18 protein-coding genes and 1 tRNA gene are annotated in these 17180 nt (G+C 60.6%); 13 read left to right on the top strand and 6 right to left on the bottom strand.

Annotation, left to right across the window (positions count from 1 at the left end; all coding sequences use genetic code 11):
- Nucleotides 1-85: 85 nt before the first annotated feature.
- Genes coaE through CSC94_RS01010 form a run of 4 tightly spaced genes read right to left on the bottom strand, consistent with a single transcriptional unit; the run spans nt 86 to nt 2978 of the window.
- Nucleotides 86-679 (bottom strand): dephospho-CoA kinase, encoded by a 594-nt coding sequence (gene coaE, locus CSC94_RS01025; RefSeq protein WP_099302860.1) that lies wholly within the window; start codon nt 677-679, stop codon nt 86-88.
- Nucleotides 676-1524 (bottom strand): shikimate dehydrogenase, encoded by an 849-nt coding sequence (locus CSC94_RS01020; protein WP_099302858.1) that lies wholly within the window; start codon nt 1522-1524, stop codon nt 676-678. The genes coaE and CSC94_RS01020 overlap by 4 nt, the downstream gene beginning before the upstream one ends.
- Nucleotides 1517-2116 (bottom strand): Maf-like protein, encoded by a 600-nt coding sequence (locus tag CSC94_RS01015; RefSeq protein ID WP_099302856.1) that lies wholly within the window; start codon nt 2114-2116, stop codon nt 1517-1519. Before CSC94_RS01015 ends, CSC94_RS01020 begins: the two co-directional genes overlap by 8 nt.
- A gap of 31 nt (nt 2117-2147) precedes the next feature.
- Complete coding sequence (locus CSC94_RS01010; RefSeq protein WP_099302854.1) at nt 2148-2978, bottom strand: pyruvate, water dikinase regulatory protein; 831 nt, start codon at nt 2976-2978, stop codon at nt 2148-2150.
- 415 nt (nt 2979-3393) lie between these two features.
- Here CSC94_RS01010 and hemE point away from each other — a divergent pair, with 415 nt between their 5' ends.
- From hemE to CSC94_RS00970, 8 genes are all read left to right on the top strand, one after another.
- Complete coding sequence (hemE, locus tag CSC94_RS01005) at nt 3394-4428, top strand: uroporphyrinogen decarboxylase (RefSeq protein WP_099302852.1); 1035 nt, start codon at nt 3394-3396, stop codon at nt 4426-4428.
- Nucleotides 4425-4973 (top strand): protoporphyrinogen oxidase HemJ, encoded by a 549-nt coding sequence (hemJ, locus tag CSC94_RS01000; RefSeq protein ID WP_099302850.1) that lies wholly within the window; start codon nt 4425-4427, stop codon nt 4971-4973. Before hemE ends, hemJ begins: the two co-directional genes overlap by 4 nt.
- A 191-nt stretch (nt 4974-5164) precedes the next feature.
- Entirely contained in the window at nt 5165-6430 is a 1266-nt protein-coding gene (gene rho / locus CSC94_RS00995) for a transcription termination factor Rho (protein ID WP_099302848.1), read from the top strand.
- Between the two features lie 66 nt (nt 6431-6496).
- On the top strand, nt 6497-7819 hold the full coding sequence (gene mnmE, locus CSC94_RS00990) for a tRNA uridine-5-carboxymethylaminomethyl(34) synthesis GTPase MnmE (RefSeq protein WP_099302846.1): 1323 nt from the start codon (nt 6497-6499) through the stop codon (nt 7817-7819).
- Between the two features lie 95 nt (nt 7820-7914).
- A complete protein-coding gene (mnmG, locus tag CSC94_RS00985; protein ID WP_099302844.1) occupies nt 7915-9783 on the top strand; it encodes a tRNA uridine-5-carboxymethylaminomethyl(34) synthesis enzyme MnmG in 1869 nt (622 codons plus the stop codon).
- Entirely contained in the window at nt 9783-10415 is a 633-nt protein-coding gene (rsmG, locus tag CSC94_RS00980; RefSeq protein WP_099302842.1) for a 16S rRNA (guanine(527)-N(7))-methyltransferase RsmG, read from the top strand. The genes mnmG and rsmG overlap by 1 nt, the downstream gene beginning before the upstream one ends.
- A gap of 43 nt (nt 10416-10458) precedes the next feature.
- On the top strand, nt 10459-11247 hold the full coding sequence (locus CSC94_RS00975) for a ParA family protein (protein WP_099302840.1): 789 nt from the start codon (nt 10459-10461) through the stop codon (nt 11245-11247).
- A 35-nt stretch (nt 11248-11282) separates the two neighbouring features.
- Complete coding sequence (locus CSC94_RS00970) at nt 11283-12164, top strand: ParB/RepB/Spo0J family partition protein (protein ID WP_099302838.1); 882 nt, start codon at nt 11283-11285, stop codon at nt 12162-12164.
- A gap of 127 nt (nt 12165-12291) precedes the next feature.
- Here the strand turns inward: CSC94_RS00970 and holA are convergent, their stop codons facing one another.
- Nucleotides 12292-13338 (bottom strand): DNA polymerase III subunit delta, encoded by a 1047-nt coding sequence (gene holA / locus CSC94_RS00965; RefSeq protein WP_099302836.1) that lies wholly within the window; start codon nt 13336-13338, stop codon nt 12292-12294.
- Nucleotides 13339-13557: 219 nt separating this feature from the next.
- Nucleotides 13558-13632: transfer RNA gene (locus CSC94_RS00960), tRNA-Gly, on the bottom strand.
- A 221-nt stretch (nt 13633-13853) separates the two neighbouring features.
- On the opposite strand from CSC94_RS00960, the gene CSC94_RS00955 reads away from it, so the two are divergent.
- The 5 genes from CSC94_RS00955 to CSC94_RS00935 all read left to right on the top strand — a co-directional run bounded on the left by CSC94_RS00955 (nt 13854) and on the right by CSC94_RS00935 (nt 17178).
- Nucleotides 13854-14363, top strand: coding sequence for a prolyl-tRNA synthetase associated domain-containing protein (locus CSC94_RS00955; RefSeq protein ID WP_099302834.1), 510 nt, complete (start codon nt 13854-13856; stop codon nt 14361-14363).
- Between the two features lie 45 nt (nt 14364-14408).
- Nucleotides 14409-15377: a thioredoxin gene (gene trxA / locus CSC94_RS00950; RefSeq protein WP_099302832.1), complete on the top strand. Its 969-nt coding sequence runs from the start codon at nt 14409-14411 to the stop codon at nt 15375-15377.
- A gap of 85 nt (nt 15378-15462) precedes the next feature.
- The gene (locus CSC94_RS00945; protein WP_099302830.1) at nt 15463-16131 is read left to right on the top strand and encodes an LON peptidase substrate-binding domain-containing protein; all 669 of its coding nucleotides are present in this window, start codon (nt 15463-15465) and stop codon (nt 16129-16131) included.
- A 10-nt stretch (nt 16132-16141) separates the two neighbouring features.
- Nucleotides 16142-16339, top strand: a complete 198-nt coding sequence (locus CSC94_RS00940) for a Trm112 family protein (protein WP_099302827.1) — start codon at nt 16142-16144, stop codon at nt 16337-16339.
- A gap of 260 nt (nt 16340-16599) precedes the next feature.
- Nucleotides 16600-17178, top strand: a complete 579-nt coding sequence (locus CSC94_RS00935; protein ID WP_099302825.1) for a TetR/AcrR family transcriptional regulator — start codon at nt 16600-16602, stop codon at nt 17176-17178.
- Nucleotides 17179-17180: the final 2 nt, after the last annotated feature.

The raw sequence follows: 17180 nt of genomic DNA, 5'->3' as shown, positions 1-17180 counted from the left end.
CCTGTCCTTCGTCGTGATTCGCCGGTCCGCTTCCATTGTTTTGGATCGGGCTTTCAACGCAAGGGCCGAACCGGCCCGTTGTGCGTCAATCCACCGCCGGTTCGCTCAGGGCGGCAATGACATCGGCCACCTGGGCGCGGGCATGGTCCAGGCCATGGCCGGTATCGATGACGAAATCGGCCCGGGCCCGCTTCTCGGCATCGGGAACCTGCCGGGCCAGGATCGCCTCGAACTTTTCTTCCGTCATGCCCGGGCGCGCCAGCACGCGCTCGCGCTGAAGCGCCGCATCGGCAGAGACGACGATGATGGCGTCGACGCGCCTGTCGCCACCGGTTTCGAAAAGCAGCGGGATATCGAGGATCCCAAAGGGTGCGCCGGCGGACCTGGCAGACTCCAGGAAGGCCTGTTCCTCTTCCCTGACCAGCGGATGCACGATTGCTTCCAGCCGTTTCATCGCATCGGCCTTGCCGACAACGGCTGCGCTGAGCCGATTGCGATCCACCGCGCCATCGACGACCGTTCCGGGAAACGCCGCTTCAACCAGCGGAGCCGCGCGTCCGGCATAAAGACGATGAACCGTCGCATCGGCATCATGAACCGGGATGCCGGCATCGGCAAACATGGCCGCCGTGGTCGATTTCCCCATGCCGATGGAACCGGTCAGCCCGACGATCCTCATGCTTCCTCCACGACGCCCATGGTTGCCAGAACGAGGGCGCGCAGTTCTCCCGACACCTTCGGCCGGGCGCCGAACCAGCGCTCGAAACCGGGAACCGCCTGGTGCAGCAACATGCCCAGTCCGTCGGCCGTGCGCAGGCCGCGCTCCTTCGCTGCAGCAAGCAGCGGCGTGACGAGCGGTGTGTAGACAATGTCGGAAACGAGTGCGTCTTCCGGAACGGACGACAGGTCAAAGGTGTAGCTGTCCTTGCCTTCCATCCCGAGCGTGGTGGTGTTGACCACGAGCGTCGCATCGTTCATTTCCGCGGACAAGGCATCGAACGGATGCGCGCTGATACGCGGGCCGAAGTGATTTGCCAGTTGCTCCGCACGTCCCAGGGTCCGGTTGACGATGGCGACTCGGTCGAATCCCCTTTCCAGCAAGGCGTAGACGATTGCGCGCGCGGCACCGCCGGCGCCAATCACCGTCGCCTTTCCACCCCGGTCCCAACCGGGGGCGCGCTGATCGAGATTGGCGGCATAGCCATAGCTGTCGGTGTTGTCGCCGATCAGCTTTCCGCCTTCCGCCCACACGGTGTTGACCGCACCGATGCTGCGAGCGGTGTCGGTCAGTTCATCCATGACCGCAAGCGCGGCTTCCTTGTGCGGGACCGTGACGTTGCATCCGGCGAGACCCGATTCGATCATGCTCGAAAAGAAGGCCGGGGCGGTTCCCGCAGGAACGTGGATGGTGTCGTAGCGCCCGGCAATGGACAATTGCCGCAGCCAGTAGCCGTGGATGATGGGCGAGCGCGAATGCTTGATCGGGTCGCCGATGACCCCGGCGCGGATGATGTCGTCAGCCATCGATAACCTCCATGGCGCGCAATTGGTGAAGAAGCGGAAGCAGCGGCAGGCCCATGATCGTGAACGTATCGCCTTCGATCGCTTCGAAAAGCTGAATGCCGACGCCTTCGATCTGGTAGGCCCCGACGCTGGACAGGACCCCCTGCCCGGCGAGCGACAGATGCCGGCCGACATAGCCGGGGTCAAGATCGCGCATGGTCAACGATGCGACCGACACGTGCCGCCAGACTGTTTCGCCGTCGCGGACCAGAACGACGGCGGAATTCAGATGGTGGATTCGACCGGAGAGCTGGAGGAGACGCTTGCGCGCTTCCTCCATGGAGCCGACCTTGTGCAGCACCTCGTCACCCAGCGACAGCGTCTGGTCCGAGCCGATGACGAGGGCACCGGGATGTTTCCCCGATACGTCCTGCGCCTTGGCTTCGGCGAGCACCAGGGCAATGTCCTCCGGCGAAGCACCCGCCTCGACGAGTGGCGCTTCCACCGCCCGCTCGTCGATATCGGCGGCGAAGGCGCGGAACGCGACACCGGCATTCTCGAGCAACTGGCGGCGGAAGGGGCTGGCGGAGGCTAGAATCAGGTCTGTCGGCATGGCTCGGCGTGTCCTTTCGAGGTCCTGCGTTTCAGGCGGGCTGTCTTGGCTTGTTGTACAACGCAAGAATAGCCGCCGCCGTTTCCTCGATGGATCGCCGAGTGACGTCGATCATCGGCCAGCCATGCCGGTTCAGCAGCTGCCGGGCGTAGGTCAGCTCGGAGGCAATGGATGCCCGGTCCGCGTAGTCTCCCTGGTTATAGGCCATGGACGATCCGAGCACGCGGTTTTCGCGAACCTGGGATATGCGCTCCGCCGAGGCAACAAGGCCGACGATCAGCGGGTGTTTCGCGAGCAGGAGGCTTTCCGGCAACGGAACGCCATGAACGATCGGGATGTTGGCCGTCTTGATGCCGCGGTTGGCAAGATAGATCGAGGTCGGCGTCTTGGATGTCCGCGAAATGCCGAGCAACACGACATCGGCTTCATCGAGATCATGCGTCAGCTGGCCGTCGTCATGCTCCATGGTAAAATTGAGAGCGTCGATCCGGCGGAAATATTCGGCGTCGAGAACGTGCTGGGCCCCGACGCGCCGGGCCGATGGCGCACCGAGATAGGACTGGAAAACGGTCAGCACCGGCTCAAGGACCGAAACGCAGGGCAGGCCCATGGCCGCGCAGCCCTTGTCGATCAGGTCGGCGAGTTCCTTGTCGACCACCGTGTAGAGCACGATGCCCGGCTCCGCGTCGATCTCTTCCAGTACCCGTTCGATCTGGCGGGCCGTTCGGATCAGGGGATAGATGTGCTCGATGGCGCGCGCGTTCTTGTATTGCGCGGACGCCGCGCGACCGGCTGCCAAGAGCGTTTCGCCGGTCGCATCGGAGATCAGGTGGAGATGAAAATAGCTTTGAGGTTTGTTCACCGTTTTTCCCGCTGCCTGTCAGTTGCTGTGGACAAATGTGCAAACCGGACCGGTGCCGGTCGAAGGCTGGTGAAAACCAACATCTTTTTCCACAATTCCAGCCGTTGTGTGATCCCCTCGAACCATCTTGATAATCGTGTGACACAAAGCAGCAGTGCTTGAAAGCTCCACAGACACGATTTGACAGCGGCGTGAGGGATGCTATTGGGAAACCGCAGGTTTTCCGGTTTGTCCCCGGTGTTTTCCACATGGCGGACAAACGGTGCCCACGATCCCAGACACGTCAGGACGTGGCGATGCCCTGTGGACGGTCGAGAATTCACGATTCTGACAGAGTCATAGAAACAAAAGACTCTTAAATAGAATCTATATGATTAGAGAGGCGGGCTCCCGAGCCCGGATACGGAGCGGCTAGATGACACGAATCGTCCTCGAGGTCCTGAAAGGCGCAACGCGCTTTCCACCCCCTGTCTGGATGATGCGCCAGGCGGGCCGCTACCTGCCGGAGTACAAGGAAACGCGCAGGCAGGCCGGGAGCTTTCTCGATCTCTGCTACACGCCCGACATGGCCGTGGAAGTGACGCTGCAACCGATCCGCCGGTTCGGCTTTGATGCCTCGATCCTGTTCTCGGACATCCTTGTCGTTCCCCATGCCCTTGGCCGTGACCTGACCTTCGTTGAAGGGCGTGGTCCCGTGATGACCCCCATCACCGCCGCCGAGGTGGCCAGGCTCGACGACAAGGGCTTTCACGATCACCTGGCGCCCGTCTACGAAACGGTTTCCCGCCTGCGCAGCGAATTGCCTGACGAGACGACCCTGCTGGGCTTCTGCGGAGCGCCCTGGACGGTGGCGACCTACATGATTGCCGGTCACGGCACACCCGACCAGGCGCCAGGACGCCTGTTTGCCTTCCAAGAACCGGCCGCGATGAATTCGCTGGTGATGATGCTGGCAGATGTCTCGGCGCAGTACCTGATCCGGCAGATCGAGGCCGGTGCGGACGCGGTGCAGATTTTCGATTCATGGTCGGGGGTTCTTGACGAGGCCACTTTCACCGCGCTCTGTGTCGAACCGGTTGCGCGCATGGTCGCGACAATCCGGGAACGCTTTCCCGATGTGCCGGTCATCGGCTTTCCCAAGGGTGCCGGTGCGCTTTACGACGGCTACCGGGCGAAGACGGGCGTTACGGCGCTCGGTCTCGACTGGTCGGTGCCATTGTCCCAGGCGAAACGGCTACAGGCGGATGGCGCCGTGCAGGGCAATCTCGATCCGATGCGGCTGGTTGCCGGTGGCCAGGCACTGGACGATGGCATCGACGCCATCCTGCACGGTCTCGGCCAGGGACCGCTGATCTTCAACCTTGGCCATGGAATCACCCCGGATACGCCGATTGCCCATGTCGAGCGCATGGTGTCGCGGGTTCGCGAAGCCGGGCTCCGGGGCCAATGACGCAAACGCGGGAGGAGATGCAGGCGAGCGGCCGGAAGGCCGCCAGGCGGGCCGGCATCGCGATCGCGATCTTCCTGGCGCTTACGGCCGGGCTATTCTGGCTGGACCCACAGGGGTTCTATCTCTGGGCCAAGGCGATCCATGTCATCGCTGTCATCGCCTGGATGGCCGGGATGTTCTACCTGCCGCGCCTGTTCATCTATCACTGCGAGGCCGAGCCCGGATCGGTCCAGTCCGAGACCTTCAAGGTCATGGAGCGCCGTCTGCTCCGCGTGATCATGAACCCGGCCATGACAATCGCCTGGGTTTTCGGACTCTGGCTGGCTTGGGATGCGGGATTCTACACCGACGGGTGGTTTCATGTGAAATTCGCCGCCGTACTGGCCATGTCAGCGGCCCACGGAGACCTGTCGAAGAGCGTACGCGAGTTTGCCGAGGACCGAAACAAGCGCAGCCAGCGGCAATGGCGCATGATCAACGAGATTCCGACGCTGCTGATGATGCTCATCGTGGTCATGGTGATCGTCAAGCCGCAGCTGTGGTAGACCCGGTACAAGCGGTGGCAGCGGAACAGCGGCCGGCCGTCTTTCCGGGCGGGCTTGCAAAACGGCATCGCGCGGTTTATTGAGAACGTCCTTCCTTCCTACCGGTTTTTCGGGCCAACAGGCCTACGTACCATGTTTCTCATGAATGGTGCCGGTTACCTTCCCTCCTTCTCCCCTATCGCGAGACCACCATGCAGGAAATGAAACTTCAGGAGCTGAAAAGCAAAAATCCGACCGATCTCATCGCATTCGCCGAATCACTTGAAGTAGAAAATGCAAGTGTTCTTCGCAAACAGGAACTGATGTTCGCGATTCTGAAGAAACTCGCGACACAGGATGTGGAGATTATTGGCGAAGGTGTTGTCGAAGTATTGCAGGACGGGTTCGGATTTCTTCGCTCCGCCAATGCCAACTATCTGCCCGGTCCGGATGACATCTACATTTCGCCGTCGCAGATCCGGCGGTTCTCGCTCAAGACCGGCGATACGGTCGAAGGGCCGATCCGCAGCCCCAAGGAAGGCGAACGCTATTTCGCCTTGCTCAAGGTCAACACGATCAATTTCGAAGATCCCGAAAAGATCCGTCACAAGATCCACTTCGACAACCTGACTCCGCTCTATCCGAATGAACGGCTGCGGATGGAAACGGACAATCCGACCGGCAAGGATCTTTCCTCGCGCGTCATCGACCTGGTATCGCCACTCGGCAAGGGCCAGCGCGGGCTGATCGTAGCGCCGCCGCGTACGGGCAAGACCGTCCTTCTCCAGAACATTGCCCATTCGATCACGGCCAATCATCCCGAGTGCTATCTCATCGTGTTGCTGATCGATGAACGCCCGGAAGAAGTCACCGACATGCAGCGTTCCGTGAAGGGCGAAGTCGTTTCGTCGACCTTCGACGAACCGGCGACACGCCACGTCCAGGTCGCCGAGATGGTGATCGAAAAGGCAAAGCGGCTTGTCGAGCACGGCCGCGACGTGGTCATTCTTCTCGATTCGATCACGCGCCTCGGGCGCGCCTACAACACGGTGGTTCCGTCCTCCGGCAAGGTCCTGACCGGCGGTGTTGATGCCAATGCGCTTCAGCGCCCGAAGCGCTTCTTCGGCGCGGCGCGCAATATCGAGGAAGGTGGATCGCTGACAATCATTGCCACCGCGCTGATCGATACCGGCAGCCGCATGGATGAAGTGATCTTCGAAGAGTTCAAGGGCACCGGCAACTCCGAAATCGTCCTCGATCGCAAGGTTGCCGACAAGCGGATCTTCCCGGCGATGGATATCCTCAAGTCGGGTACCCGCAAGGAAGACCTGCTTGTTGCGCGACAGGATCTGCAGAAGATCTTCGTCCTGCGGCGCATCCTGGCGCCGATGGGAACGACGGATGCGATCGAGTTCCTGATCGACAAGTTGAAGCAGACGAAGACGAACTCGGACTTCTTCGATTCAATGAACACCTGATCGATTCGGATCCGGAACCTGATTTGTCGATTCGGTTCCGGTCCGATCAAATCCTCCTGCGGGCCCATGGCCGATAGCGATACCATCTATGCCCTGAGCAGCGGCGGCCTCCCGGCCGGGGTTGCCGTGGTTCGCGTGTCAGGTCGCAAGGCGCATGAGACCGCCAGGTTGATGGCCGGCGATCTGCCCGCCAACCGGTTGGCGTCGCTTCGCCAGTTGCGGGAGGAACGCCGCGGTCCAATCGATCGAGCGCTTATCCTGCGTATGGATGGACCAAACTCGTTCACCGGAGAAAATACGATCGAATTCCACCTGCATGGCGGAAAGGCGGTCGTATCGGCATTCCTGGATGTCTTGTCAGAAATACCGGACTACCGCCAGGCAGAACCGGGGGAGTTTACGAGGCGCGCTTTTCTCAACGGCAGGATCGATCTTTACGAAGCTGAGAGCCTGGGCGATCTGATCGAGGCCGAAACCGAGATGCAAAGACGTTTCGCTGTCGATGGCAGTATGAGTTCCAATGCCGGTCTTTTTACCGATTGGGCAGCGCAATTGACCGAATGCCGTGCCTTGATCGAGGCGGAACTCGACTTCGCCGACGAAGAAGATATCCCGGGGAGCCTCAGGAATCAGGTTCGGGAACGCCTGGATGGCATAACGAAGAAGATTGAAACAGAGTTGGACCGGGTGCATGCAAGCGAGATTGTCCGGAACGGCTACAAGGTTGTTCTTACGGGTGCGCCGAACGTCGGCAAATCCAGTCTTCTGAATGCGCTGGCTGAGCGTGATGTCGCCATTGTTTCTTCCGAACCGGGGACGACGCGAGATCTCGTCGAAGTCGCACTGGACCTGGGCGGCTACAAGATCCGCCTGATCGATACCGCGGGTATCCGGGAAACCACCGGAGAGGTGGAGCAGATCGGCATCTCGAGGGCACTCGAGATGGTCCGGACCGCGGACCTTGTTCTTGAGCTGGTTTCACCCGGCGATGGTGCCCCGGGGGTTAAGTCCGAATCCCGAAGCAAGCCGCATTTGGTCATCGGAACCAAGGCCGATATGGGAACGGCATGGCCTGTCCCGGTCGATTTTACTATCTCCGTTACCACTGGCGCAGGCTTGGACCGGTTGATCGCCGCAATCGGGGATCATGTCGCGGTTGAGGGATTAGGTTCCGGAGCGATGCCATTGTTGCGGCGGGAACGGCATGTATCCCTTTGCCGAACAGCGCTCCACGGTCTTCGCGATGCTGCGCAGTTCCTCGATACGGCTCCCGAACTCTCCGCGGAAAGTTTGAGGATTGCGGCGAATGCACTCGGCAGGATCACGGGTCACGTGGACGTCGAGGATTTGCTTGACGTCATCTTTTCGCGGTTCTGTATCGGAAAATGATTCACGTGAAACAGATGAACTGGTAAACAGATCCAGATTCACGGATCGTTGTTTCACGTGAAACGATCCATGCTTGCAATTCGTTGAGCAAGAGAATGGTCATGTATGATGTTATCGTGATCGGTGGAGGTCATGCCGGCTGCGAAGCCGCCTCGGCCGCTGCGCGTTCCGGTGCAAGAACCGCTTTGATCAGCATGGCGCTGGACAAGATCGGCGTCATGTCGTGTAACCCCGCGATTGGCGGTCTCGGCAAGGGTCATCTCGTCCGGGAGGTGGATGCATTAGACGGCTTGATGGGACGGATTGCCGATGCAGCCGGTATCCAGTTCCGTTTGCTGAACCGCCGCAAGGGGGCCGCCGTTCGTGGACCGCGGACCCAGGCGGATCGAAAGCTGTATCGCAACGCCATGCAGCAGGCGTTGCGTGAGATCGAAAACCTTACACTGGTCGAAGGTGAAGTTGCGAGACTGAAGAGGCGCAACGACAAAATCACCGGTGTCACGCTTGCATCCGGCGACGAGTTGGAATGTTTGGCGGTCGTCATGACGACTGGCACCTTCCTGTCAGGACTGATTCATATTGGCGATCAGCAGTTCACCGCTGGCCGTATGGGCGATCCCGCATCGGTATCACTGGCAGATGATTTCCGATCATTGGGCCTCCCGATGGGCCGGTTGAAAACAGGAACACCTCCGCGGCTGGATGGACGAACGATTGACTGGAGCCATGTCGGCCTCCAGGACGCGGATGCAGACCCCGTGCCCTTCTCGCTGTTGACAGAGTCGATTCCGAACCGGCAGATCCAATGCGGCATCACACGGACGAGTCAGCGGACCCACGACGTCATTCGGGAGAATCTCGGTCGTTCCGCAATGTACTCCGGACGGATCGAAGGTATTGGTCCGCGATACTGCCCTTCCATCGAAGACAAGATCGTCCGATTCGGGGATCGCGACGGTCATCAGATTTTTCTGGAGCCCGAAGGACTGGATGATCACACGGTCTATCCAAACGGGATATCGACTTCGTTGCCTGCGGATGCGCAGGAACAAATGCTGGCGACGATCCCGGGCCTAGAAGCCGTGAAGATTCTACAGCCTGGCTATGCTATCGAGTATGACCATGTCGATCCGAGGGCACTCGATGCGACGCTTAGTGTGAAAAGCCTGAGCGGGCTTTATCTGGCCGGGCAGATCAATGGTACCACCGGATATGAAGAGGCAGCCGGTCAAGGTCTGGTCGCGGGTTTGAATGCGGCGCGATATGCACTGAGCCTGGATCCGGTCATCTTTTCGCGCAGCGAGAGTTACATTGGCGTGATGATTGATGACCTCGTCACCAAGGGTATCACCGAACCCTACAGGATGTTTACGTCCCGGTCCGAGTTCCGGCTCAGCCTTCGGGCAGACAACGCGGATCTCAGGCTGACACCAAGGGCCATTGCCCTAGGGATCGCGAGTCGTGAGCGTCAGGACGGTTTCGGACGCCTGCAGGCAGAGTATGACAGAGGCTATCGCGTGCTGGAGGAGCTTGCCATTTCCCCAGATGAGGCAGGGCAAGCGGGAATACGGTTGCGTCGCGATGGCGTTCGGCGCAATGGGCTTGACCTCCTTTCCCTAGAGGATGTCGTCTTCAAAGACGTCGTAAAGCTTGCTCCTGAACTCGGTAATCTCGGACAGACTGTGCAGGCCTTGCTTGAAACCGAGGCGTCCTATTCGGTTTATCTTGAACGCCAGCAAGCGGACATCGAAGCGCTCGCGAAGGAGGAGGCGACTGCCATCCCCGATGATTTCGATTATTCAGAAATTGTCGGGCTTTCCAATGAATTGAAGGGAAAGTTGATGGATCGTCGTCCGGGGACCATGGCTGCCGCGAACAAGATCGACGGAATGACACCCGCGGCGATGGCGTTGTTGCTTGCGCAGATTCGGAAAACAAGACGAGTGTCGGTCGTAGCGGCGTGATGCAACAGGACCTACATTCTGAACTATCGGTTGTTTGCGGTGACGTTTCACGTGAAACATACGCATTCCTTTTGGAATATCAGTCGATGTTTCTGCAATGGAACCAGCGCATCAACCTGATTGCGCCCTCTACCGAGAAATCGTTCTGGTCCAGGCATATCCTGGATTCCGCGCAGCTGATGCGGTTCGATCCGCAGAGACGCTCGTCCTGGGTCGATTTGGGTTCCGGCGGTGGACTACCGGGGATGGTGATCGGAATCCTGCTGCGTGACGGTACCGGACATGTGACCCTCGTCGAGAGCAATCGGAAAAAGACAGCGTTTCTTCATGCGGTTCGTGCGGCGACAGGGGCCAAGGTGTCCGTCTTGTCCGAACGAATCGAAGATGCCGTGATTCACGTGAAACAGCCAGATCTGGTGACGGCAAGGGCACTTGCACCGCTTGACCGGCTTCTTGACCTTTCGTTTCCGCTGTTTGGTCCGGATACAAGGGCGCTGTTTCCAAAAGGCCGTGGATACAAACGGGAAATCGAAGAAAGCGGAAGAAACTGGGACTACGATCTGGTAGAACATGCAAGTGCGGTCGATGACGACAGCGTTGTTCTCGAAATCTCGCGGCCAGTCCGGCGTTGACGACAGTTTTTGAAGCAAGCCCTGGCATCATGGATACGGTATCATGACCAAAGAAACCCGGATCATCACGCTGGCCAATCAAAAGGGTGGCGTTGGCAAAACGACGACGGCGATCAACCTGGGCACGGCGCTGGCGGCTATTGGCGAGCGCGTCCTGATCGTGGATCTCGATCCGCAGGGGAACGCGAGCACAGGCCTTGGTATCGAACGGTCGGAGCGCGTCGTGTCGGCCTATGACGTGCTTGTCGGGGATAAACAACTGACTGAAACGGTGGTTCATACCGCGGTCCCCGATCTCGACGTGGTCCCCTCGACCATGGATCTCCTCGGTGTCGAGATGGAAATAGCCGGTTCGGCCGACCGCGTGCTTCGCCTTCGGAACGCGATCCGGGACGGAAACCACGGGTATGATTACATCCTGATCGATTGCCCACCCTCGTTGAACCTGCTGACCCTGAATGCGATGGCCGCGGCCGACTCCGTGCTTGTTCCGCTGCAGTGTGAATTCTTTGCCCTGGAGGGCTTGAGCCAGTTGCTGCAAACGGTTGAGCAGGTCCGGTCGAGCATCAACCCCCGGCTTGAAATCCAGGGAATCGTCCTGACGATGTTCGACGGGCGGAACAACCTGGCGAACCAGGTGGTTGCCGACGTTCGCGCACATATGGGCGACAAGGTCTACAAGACGATCATCCCCCGAAATGTACGGATTTCCGAAGCGCCGTCGCATGGAAAGCCGGCTATCCTTTACGATCTGAAGTGTTCCGGCAGCCAGGCCTACCTGCAGCTTGCGTCCGAAGTCATTCGCCGCGAGCGGCAACTCAAGGCTGCCTGATCGTTAAGCCCCCCACCTGTCTGGACTTGAAACGCATGAATGAAGATCCTTCGAAACGCCGCCTTGGACGCGGTCTGGCCGCCTTGATCGGTGAAATGGACAAGCCGGATGCAGAGGTCGAGAAGCCGAAGGCGGCAGCGGATGGCAAGGCACCGATCGAGCTGATCGACCGCAACCCGCGCAATCCGCGCCGGCATTTCTCAGAGGATGATCTGCGGGATCTTGCACAATCCATCCGGGAACACGGGGTCGTCCAGCCGGTGGTTGTGCGGCCAAGTGCAGCACAGGACGGTCATTTCGAGATCATCGCCGGTGAACGGCGCTGGCGGGCAGCGCAGCTTGCCGGCCTGTCGGATGTTCCGATTCTCGTTCGCGACGTTGATGACAGGGTCGCGCTTGAACTCGCCATCGTCGAGAACGTTCAGCGCTCGGATCTCAATCCGGTCGAGGAAGCGCTGGGTTATCAGCAGCTGATCGAGGATCACAACTATACGCAGGCTGATCTCGCCCAGGTGATCGGAAAGAGTCGGAGCCATGTCGCCAACACGCTGCGGCTTCTCAAGCTGCCCGACGATGTCCGGTCCATGCTGGTGGACGGATCGCTGTCCGCGGGCCATGCCCGGACGCTCGTCACAGCTGACGATCCCATGGGGCTGGCACAGCGGATCGTGAGAGACGGGTTGTCGGTACGGCAGGCAGAAGCCTTGCAGCAGGATGGGTCGGGAAAGACCACGGGGTCGAAATCGGCCAATCCGAAGGCGCCGAAAGATGCCGATACGCTTGCTCTGGAAAAGCTCGTCGGCGATGCGCTTGGCATGAAGGTGGTCATCGACCATGACAACCAGGGTGGATTGGTCAAGATTTCCTACAAGAACCTTGAGCAACTAGACGAGGTTTGTCGAAGGCTTCAGCGTTAGGCGGCGGGTCTGATCTCCGGTCGCGGAGGGAAGCCGGATCCGCGATCCTGTTTCTACCGCCGTCCGGTGGCTCCGAATGCCGTTCGATGGGTCATTGGGCTGCATTTAGATTATTCTTTTCAATGCTTTAGAGACGTCTCGCGCGAATGCTTTCGACGGCGATTGCCAGCATTGCCTGCCGTGTCATCTCGGCTTCCAGAGACGGGGTGCGGCGTATGTCGAGAATGGCCTGCTGAAGTCGATCGAGAATCCGCCCAATTGCGCTACCGGTCCAGGCGCCGAGCGCGGCCTCCATCGCCGGGCGCCTGGCGAAAAACACGGGCGGTCGCGCCGAGGCAACGGCTGCCTGGACCGTCTTTCCCGCTGTCTCCACTGCCAGTCGCAACTCCTGCAACTGCGCGAAACGGCGCATGGCCGCGGACAGAAGGAGGAACGGCGGGCTGCCGCCGGCAAGCAGGCGCTGGACGGCAATATCGAGATCTTCGATCCGACCGGTGATGGCTGCATCCACCGCATCGTCCGCAGACGAGGCAGCGACATCGCCGATGGATTCCGCCACATCCTCGACCGTTATCTGCGGTTTTCCCATGGCGTAAAGCACGAGCTTGGCAATTTCGCCGCGACTTGCGAGGCGATCGCCACCCAGTCCGGACTTGAGCAGTTCACGGGCTTCAAGCGTGATCGTCATCCGGGCAGCGGCCAGTTCCTCATTGATGATCTGGTCGAGCTTGCGCGCATCATCGGCGTAGCAGGGCAGGGCCATGGCCGAGGAGGCGGATTCGACGATGCCGCGAAGGGTTGTCGCGCCCTTCTTCAGGTCGCCCGCTTCGATCAGGATGACGCAATCGGTCGGCGGTTCTTCAACAAGCACCTTGACCGCCGAGACGAGTCCCTTCTGGGTTCCGCCGCCGGTCACCCAGATGAGCCTCTGGCCGCCAAACATGGAGACCATGCGGGCTTCATCGATCAGGTTCCCGGGCTCCGATGCCAGGGCGTCGGCGTCCATCCGGATAGTTGCAAACGGGTCATCCAGAGGAATGCCCGTCGCGGCGGCAAACTTTCTCGCGCGCTCGGACACAACGCCGCGGTCCGTACCGTAAATCAGGACAATCCGCGCGCCCGGCTCCGGCCGGGAAATCCATGCATCCGCTTCATGTGCTTTCTTCTGGGCCATTCATCGAGTGAAAAAGCGGTCCTGCCGGCGGATATCATCAGCGAAGATGCCTTAACTCCTTGTTTTTTCGCAGTGTAGCGAAGACTGCCATGCCCTGTTTGTCCCCGAACCGCTCTACCACGGCCTGGCTGGACGGGAAAGTGTCAGATCGAAGGACGCGTTGGAGCGCAGGATTCCGGGCACAAAAAAACCCGGCTTGCGCCGGGTCTTTTTGAAATTTGGAGCGGGCGATGGGATTCGAACCCACGACCCCAACCTTGGCAAGGTTGTGCTCTACCCCTGAGCTACACCCGCTCACCTGCGAGTTGTCCTCGCGAGCGGCGCCTATATGGCTGAAGCCGCAGAGGAATGCAACAGGGAAAAGCACGATTCCTCGATAGCGGTGCGATTTTTTTCAAAGCGCCCAGTCGGCGTAGCAGGACTGTCGGATGGCTGACGGTTCCGGTGGCTTGTGTCACGGGTCCCGATCGGGAAGAACGCGGAAAAACAAGCTGTCGCAAACACTACAGGTGGTCATGATGATCGGTCCGGACGGGCTTTATGCCTTCCTTGAAAAGCACGATATCCCGGTGACCACGGTCGAACACGATCCGCTGTTCACCGTGGCGCAATCGCAGGCGTTGCGCGGGCAGATCCCGGGCGGGCACACGAAGAACCTGTTTCTCAAGGACAAGAAAGACAATTACTTCCTGCTGACCGTCGAGGAAGAGGCCGTGGTGGATCTGAAACGGATCCACCAGCAGATCGGTGCGGCAAGCCGGGTGTCCTTCGGCAAGCCGGAAGCCATGGAGGCCCTTCTCGGGGTCACGCCTGGCGCCGTTACCGCGTTCGGCGTCATCAACGATGCGGCAGGCAAGGTCTCCATCTTCATCGACTCGACCCTGATGGACCACGACGTGGTGAACTGCCATCCGCTGGTCAACACCGCCACATCCTCGATCGCGCCCGCGGACCTGGTCCGTTTCATTGAAGCCACCGGTCATCGGGCAAACATCTTGAATCTTGGCGAGCAAATCGCAAACTAAGCAGCAACGGGCCGGATCGATCGGTCTCTTGCGGGAGCAATTTTCATGACGAATGGCAACAACCCCTACCAGACGGGTGCGGGCGGGTACGATACGACCGTTTCCTTCGGGCAGAATCCGGGCAGCGGCGCTGCCGCTTCGGGCACAAAGGACCTGATCAAGGACACGACGACCGCGGCTTTCCGCGCCGACGTGATCGAGGAATCGAAAAACCAGCCTGTGCTGGTCGATTTCTGGGCACCCTGGTGCGGTCCGTGCCGGCAGCTGGGCCCGGCGATCGAAAAGGTCGTTCGTGAAGCTGGCGGCAAGGTCAAGCTGGTGAAGATGAACATCGATGAGCACCCGCAGATTGCGGGTCAGCTGGGCGTGCAGTCGATCCCTGCGGTGTTCGCCTTCGTCAATGGCCAGCCGGTGGACGGGTTCATGGGCGCCCTGCCCGAAACGCAGATCCGGCAATTCATCGAGAAGCTCGGTGGCGGGGGTGGCGACGCGGTCAAGGAAGCGCTTGACGCGGCAAACCAGGCGCGCGACGCGGGCGACAACCAGGCGGCCCTCCAGATCTACGGCGCGATCCTGCAGCAGGACCCCGAAAATGCGGATGTGCTGGGGCAGGCGGCGACGGTTCTCTATGACATGGGTGACAAGGATCAGGCCGAGCAGCTGCTCGAACGGATTCCTGCCGACAAGCAGGAGACCGAATCGGTCAAGGGATTGAAGGCCAGGATGGCGCTTGACGGCGAGGTTGCCTCGCTCGGCGACCCGATGGAACTGGCGCGCCGGCTGGCGGACGACCCGGCGGATCACGGCGCCCGGATGGATCTTGCCAAGATCGAGAACGCGAAGGGCAATCGCGAGAAGGCGGCCGATCACCTGCTCGCCGTCATCAAGGCGGACCGCGAGTGGAACAACGGCGCGGCCCGCGCACAGCTTCTGCAGTTCTTCGAGGCCTGGGGCATGGGCGACCCGGTCACGCTGGCCGCGCGGCGCAAGCTTTCCTCGCTGCTGTTCTCGTGATCGTGCGCCTCGCCGGAAAGAAGCCTTGAGTTTCTTTCCGGGCGGCCCATCTTTCGGTCGAGATGCAGAAGAATGAGGTGTCCGCATGCAGGTTGGCAATGCCCGTTACCGGGGTGAACACGACCTTGCTGCCGTAATCCCGGTGTTTCCGCTGTCCGGCGCGCTGCTGCTGCCGGGTGGTCGGATGCCATTGAACATCTTCGAGCCGCGTTACCTGCAAATGGTCGATGACGCATTGGCCGGCGGCCGCCATATCGGGATGATCCAGCCGTCGCTCGACGGCGCCAAACGTGCCGACGGGGAGCCCGGTCTTTGCCATGTCGGCTGCATGGGGCGCATCACCTCTTTCGCCGAGACAGGCGATGGCCGCTACATCATCTCGCTCGACGGCGTGACGCGGTTCCGCGTGATCGAGGAACTGACCGTGCGCACGCCGTACCGTCAGGCAAAGGTTTCCCATTTCATCGCGGACCTGAAACAGGACGAGCAGGAAAGCGCGATCGATCGCGAGGCGCTGCTGACGGCTTTCCGCGCCTATCTCGACGCCAATGACATGGAAGCCGACTGGGAAAGCGTGACGCGCGCGGCCAACGTGACGCTCGTCAATGCGCTGTCGATGATGGCGCCCTACGGTGCGGCCGAGAAACAGGCGCTGCTCGAGGCGGGCGACCTGAAATCGCGGGCGGAAACACTGGTTGCGATCACGGAAATGGCCCTGCGCGACCAGGAAGATTCGCCGATCAACCTGCAATAGGAGAGGCGCGATGGGTTCGGAGCCGGAACGGCGCATGCGCATCGATCCCCGCATGCTGGAACTGCTGGTCTGTCCGCTGACCAAGTCGAGCCTTGTCTTCGACGCGGAGCGCAACGAACTGGTGTCGAAGTCGGCGCGGCTGGCCTATCCTGTCCAGGGCGGAATTCCCATTCTGCTGCCCTCCGAAGCGCGGCAAATCGAGGACTGAGCGTTTGCGTCAATGCGCCCGGAGCGGGCGTCTTGCGTTTGCTGAGTCAGTCGGGCAACTTATCACCGACGTTGTTTTCCCGGAGAAGGCTGGACCACCGGAGCTTTTGCTGTGGTCTGCGCTCCGGAATTCCCGGGATCAGCGATACGGAGAAACGAATTGCCCAGCAGAGCATTTACGCTGTCCGCCTGCCCGCACGACTGCTCCATCCTGCACATTTTTAATGAATTCCGGACACGATCCGCGGGGGTCATGACACGGTGACGAGGCGCGGCAACAGCAAGCGGCAGGCGCTTGCGGCTTCGGCGGCGGAACTGTTCTGGATCCGCGGATTCGCGGCGACCTCCATTGCCGACATCGCGGACAAGGCCCAGGTGCCGCTCGGCAATGTCTACTACTATTACAAGTCCAAGGCGGACCTGGCCCAGGCCGTGGCCGATATCTTTGTCGGCGAGACCGAAGCGATGATCGATGCGATCACGGCGGAGACCAGCGATCCGCGCCAGCGTCTTTCCGGGCTGGTCGACCGTCTCTCCCGCTCGATGCGGTCGCGTGTCGATCACGGCTGCCCGATCGCGCTGTGCGCGCGCGATTTCCGGCGCGATCAGCGTCCGGCATCGGAGCGGGCGGCCGAGAGCTTCGCCTTGCTGATCGGGTTTGCGGCGCGGGAACTGGGCCGGCTGGGCATCCGCCCGTCTGTGGCGCTGGGCATGGCGCGGTCGGCGATCTCGGAATGGCAGGGCGGCATCGCGCTCGCCCACGCGCTTGGCGACGCGACGATCCTGTCGGAGAGCTTCCGACGCATGGAACACATCCTGCTGACGCCGCCGCGCGGATGACC

This window comes from Zhengella mangrovi (genome assembly GCF_002727065.1).
In the GTDB taxonomy this organism is placed as follows: domain Bacteria; phylum Pseudomonadota; class Alphaproteobacteria; order Rhizobiales; family Rhizobiaceae; genus Zhengella; species Zhengella mangrovi.
This window is presented reverse-complemented; position numbering and strand designations above follow the sequence as displayed.

Bases quoted from the DNA above. Each gene is read 5' to 3' on its own strand.
- coaE (WP_099302860.1), bottom strand. From the start codon at position 679: ATGAGGATCGTCGGGCTGACCGGTTCCATCGGCATGGGGAAATCGACC.
- CSC94_RS00945 (WP_099302830.1), top strand. From the start codon at position 15,463: ATGCAGGTTGGCAATGCCCGTTACCGGGGTGAACACGACCTTGCTGCC.
- hemE (WP_099302852.1), top strand. From the start codon at position 3,394: ATGACACGAATCGTCCTCGAGGTCCTGAAAGGCGCAACGCGCTTTCCA.
- CSC94_RS00970 (WP_099302838.1), top strand. From the start codon at position 11,283: ATGAATGAAGATCCTTCGAAACGCCGCCTTGGACGCGGTCTGGCCGCC.
- holA (WP_099302836.1), bottom strand. From the start codon at position 13,338: ATGGCCCAGAAGAAAGCACATGAAGCGGATGCATGGATTTCCCGGCCG.
- rsmG (WP_099302842.1), top strand. From the start codon at position 9,783: ATGCAACAGGACCTACATTCTGAACTATCGGTTGTTTGCGGTGACGTT.
- mnmE (WP_099302846.1), top strand. From the start codon at position 6,497: ATGGCCGATAGCGATACCATCTATGCCCTGAGCAGCGGCGGCCTCCCG.
- trxA (WP_099302832.1), top strand. From the start codon at position 14,409: ATGACGAATGGCAACAACCCCTACCAGACGGGTGCGGGCGGGTACGAT.
- CSC94_RS00955 (WP_099302834.1), top strand. From the start codon at position 13,854: ATGATGATCGGTCCGGACGGGCTTTATGCCTTCCTTGAAAAGCACGAT.
- CSC94_RS01020 (WP_099302858.1), bottom strand. From the start codon at position 1,524: ATGGCTGACGACATCATCCGCGCCGGGGTCATCGGCGACCCGATCAAG.
- rho (WP_099302848.1), top strand. From the start codon at position 5,165: ATGCAGGAAATGAAACTTCAGGAGCTGAAAAGCAAAAATCCGACCGAT.
- CSC94_RS00940 (WP_099302827.1), top strand. From the start codon at position 16,142: ATGGGTTCGGAGCCGGAACGGCGCATGCGCATCGATCCCCGCATGCTG.
- mnmG (WP_099302844.1), top strand. From the start codon at position 7,915: ATGGTCATGTATGATGTTATCGTGATCGGTGGAGGTCATGCCGGCTGC.
- CSC94_RS00975 (WP_099302840.1), top strand. From the start codon at position 10,459: ATGACCAAAGAAACCCGGATCATCACGCTGGCCAATCAAAAGGGTGGC.
- CSC94_RS01015 (WP_099302856.1), bottom strand. From the start codon at position 2,116: ATGCCGACAGACCTGATTCTAGCCTCCGCCAGCCCCTTCCGCCGCCAG.
- hemJ (WP_099302850.1), top strand. From the start codon at position 4,425: ATGACGCAAACGCGGGAGGAGATGCAGGCGAGCGGCCGGAAGGCCGCC.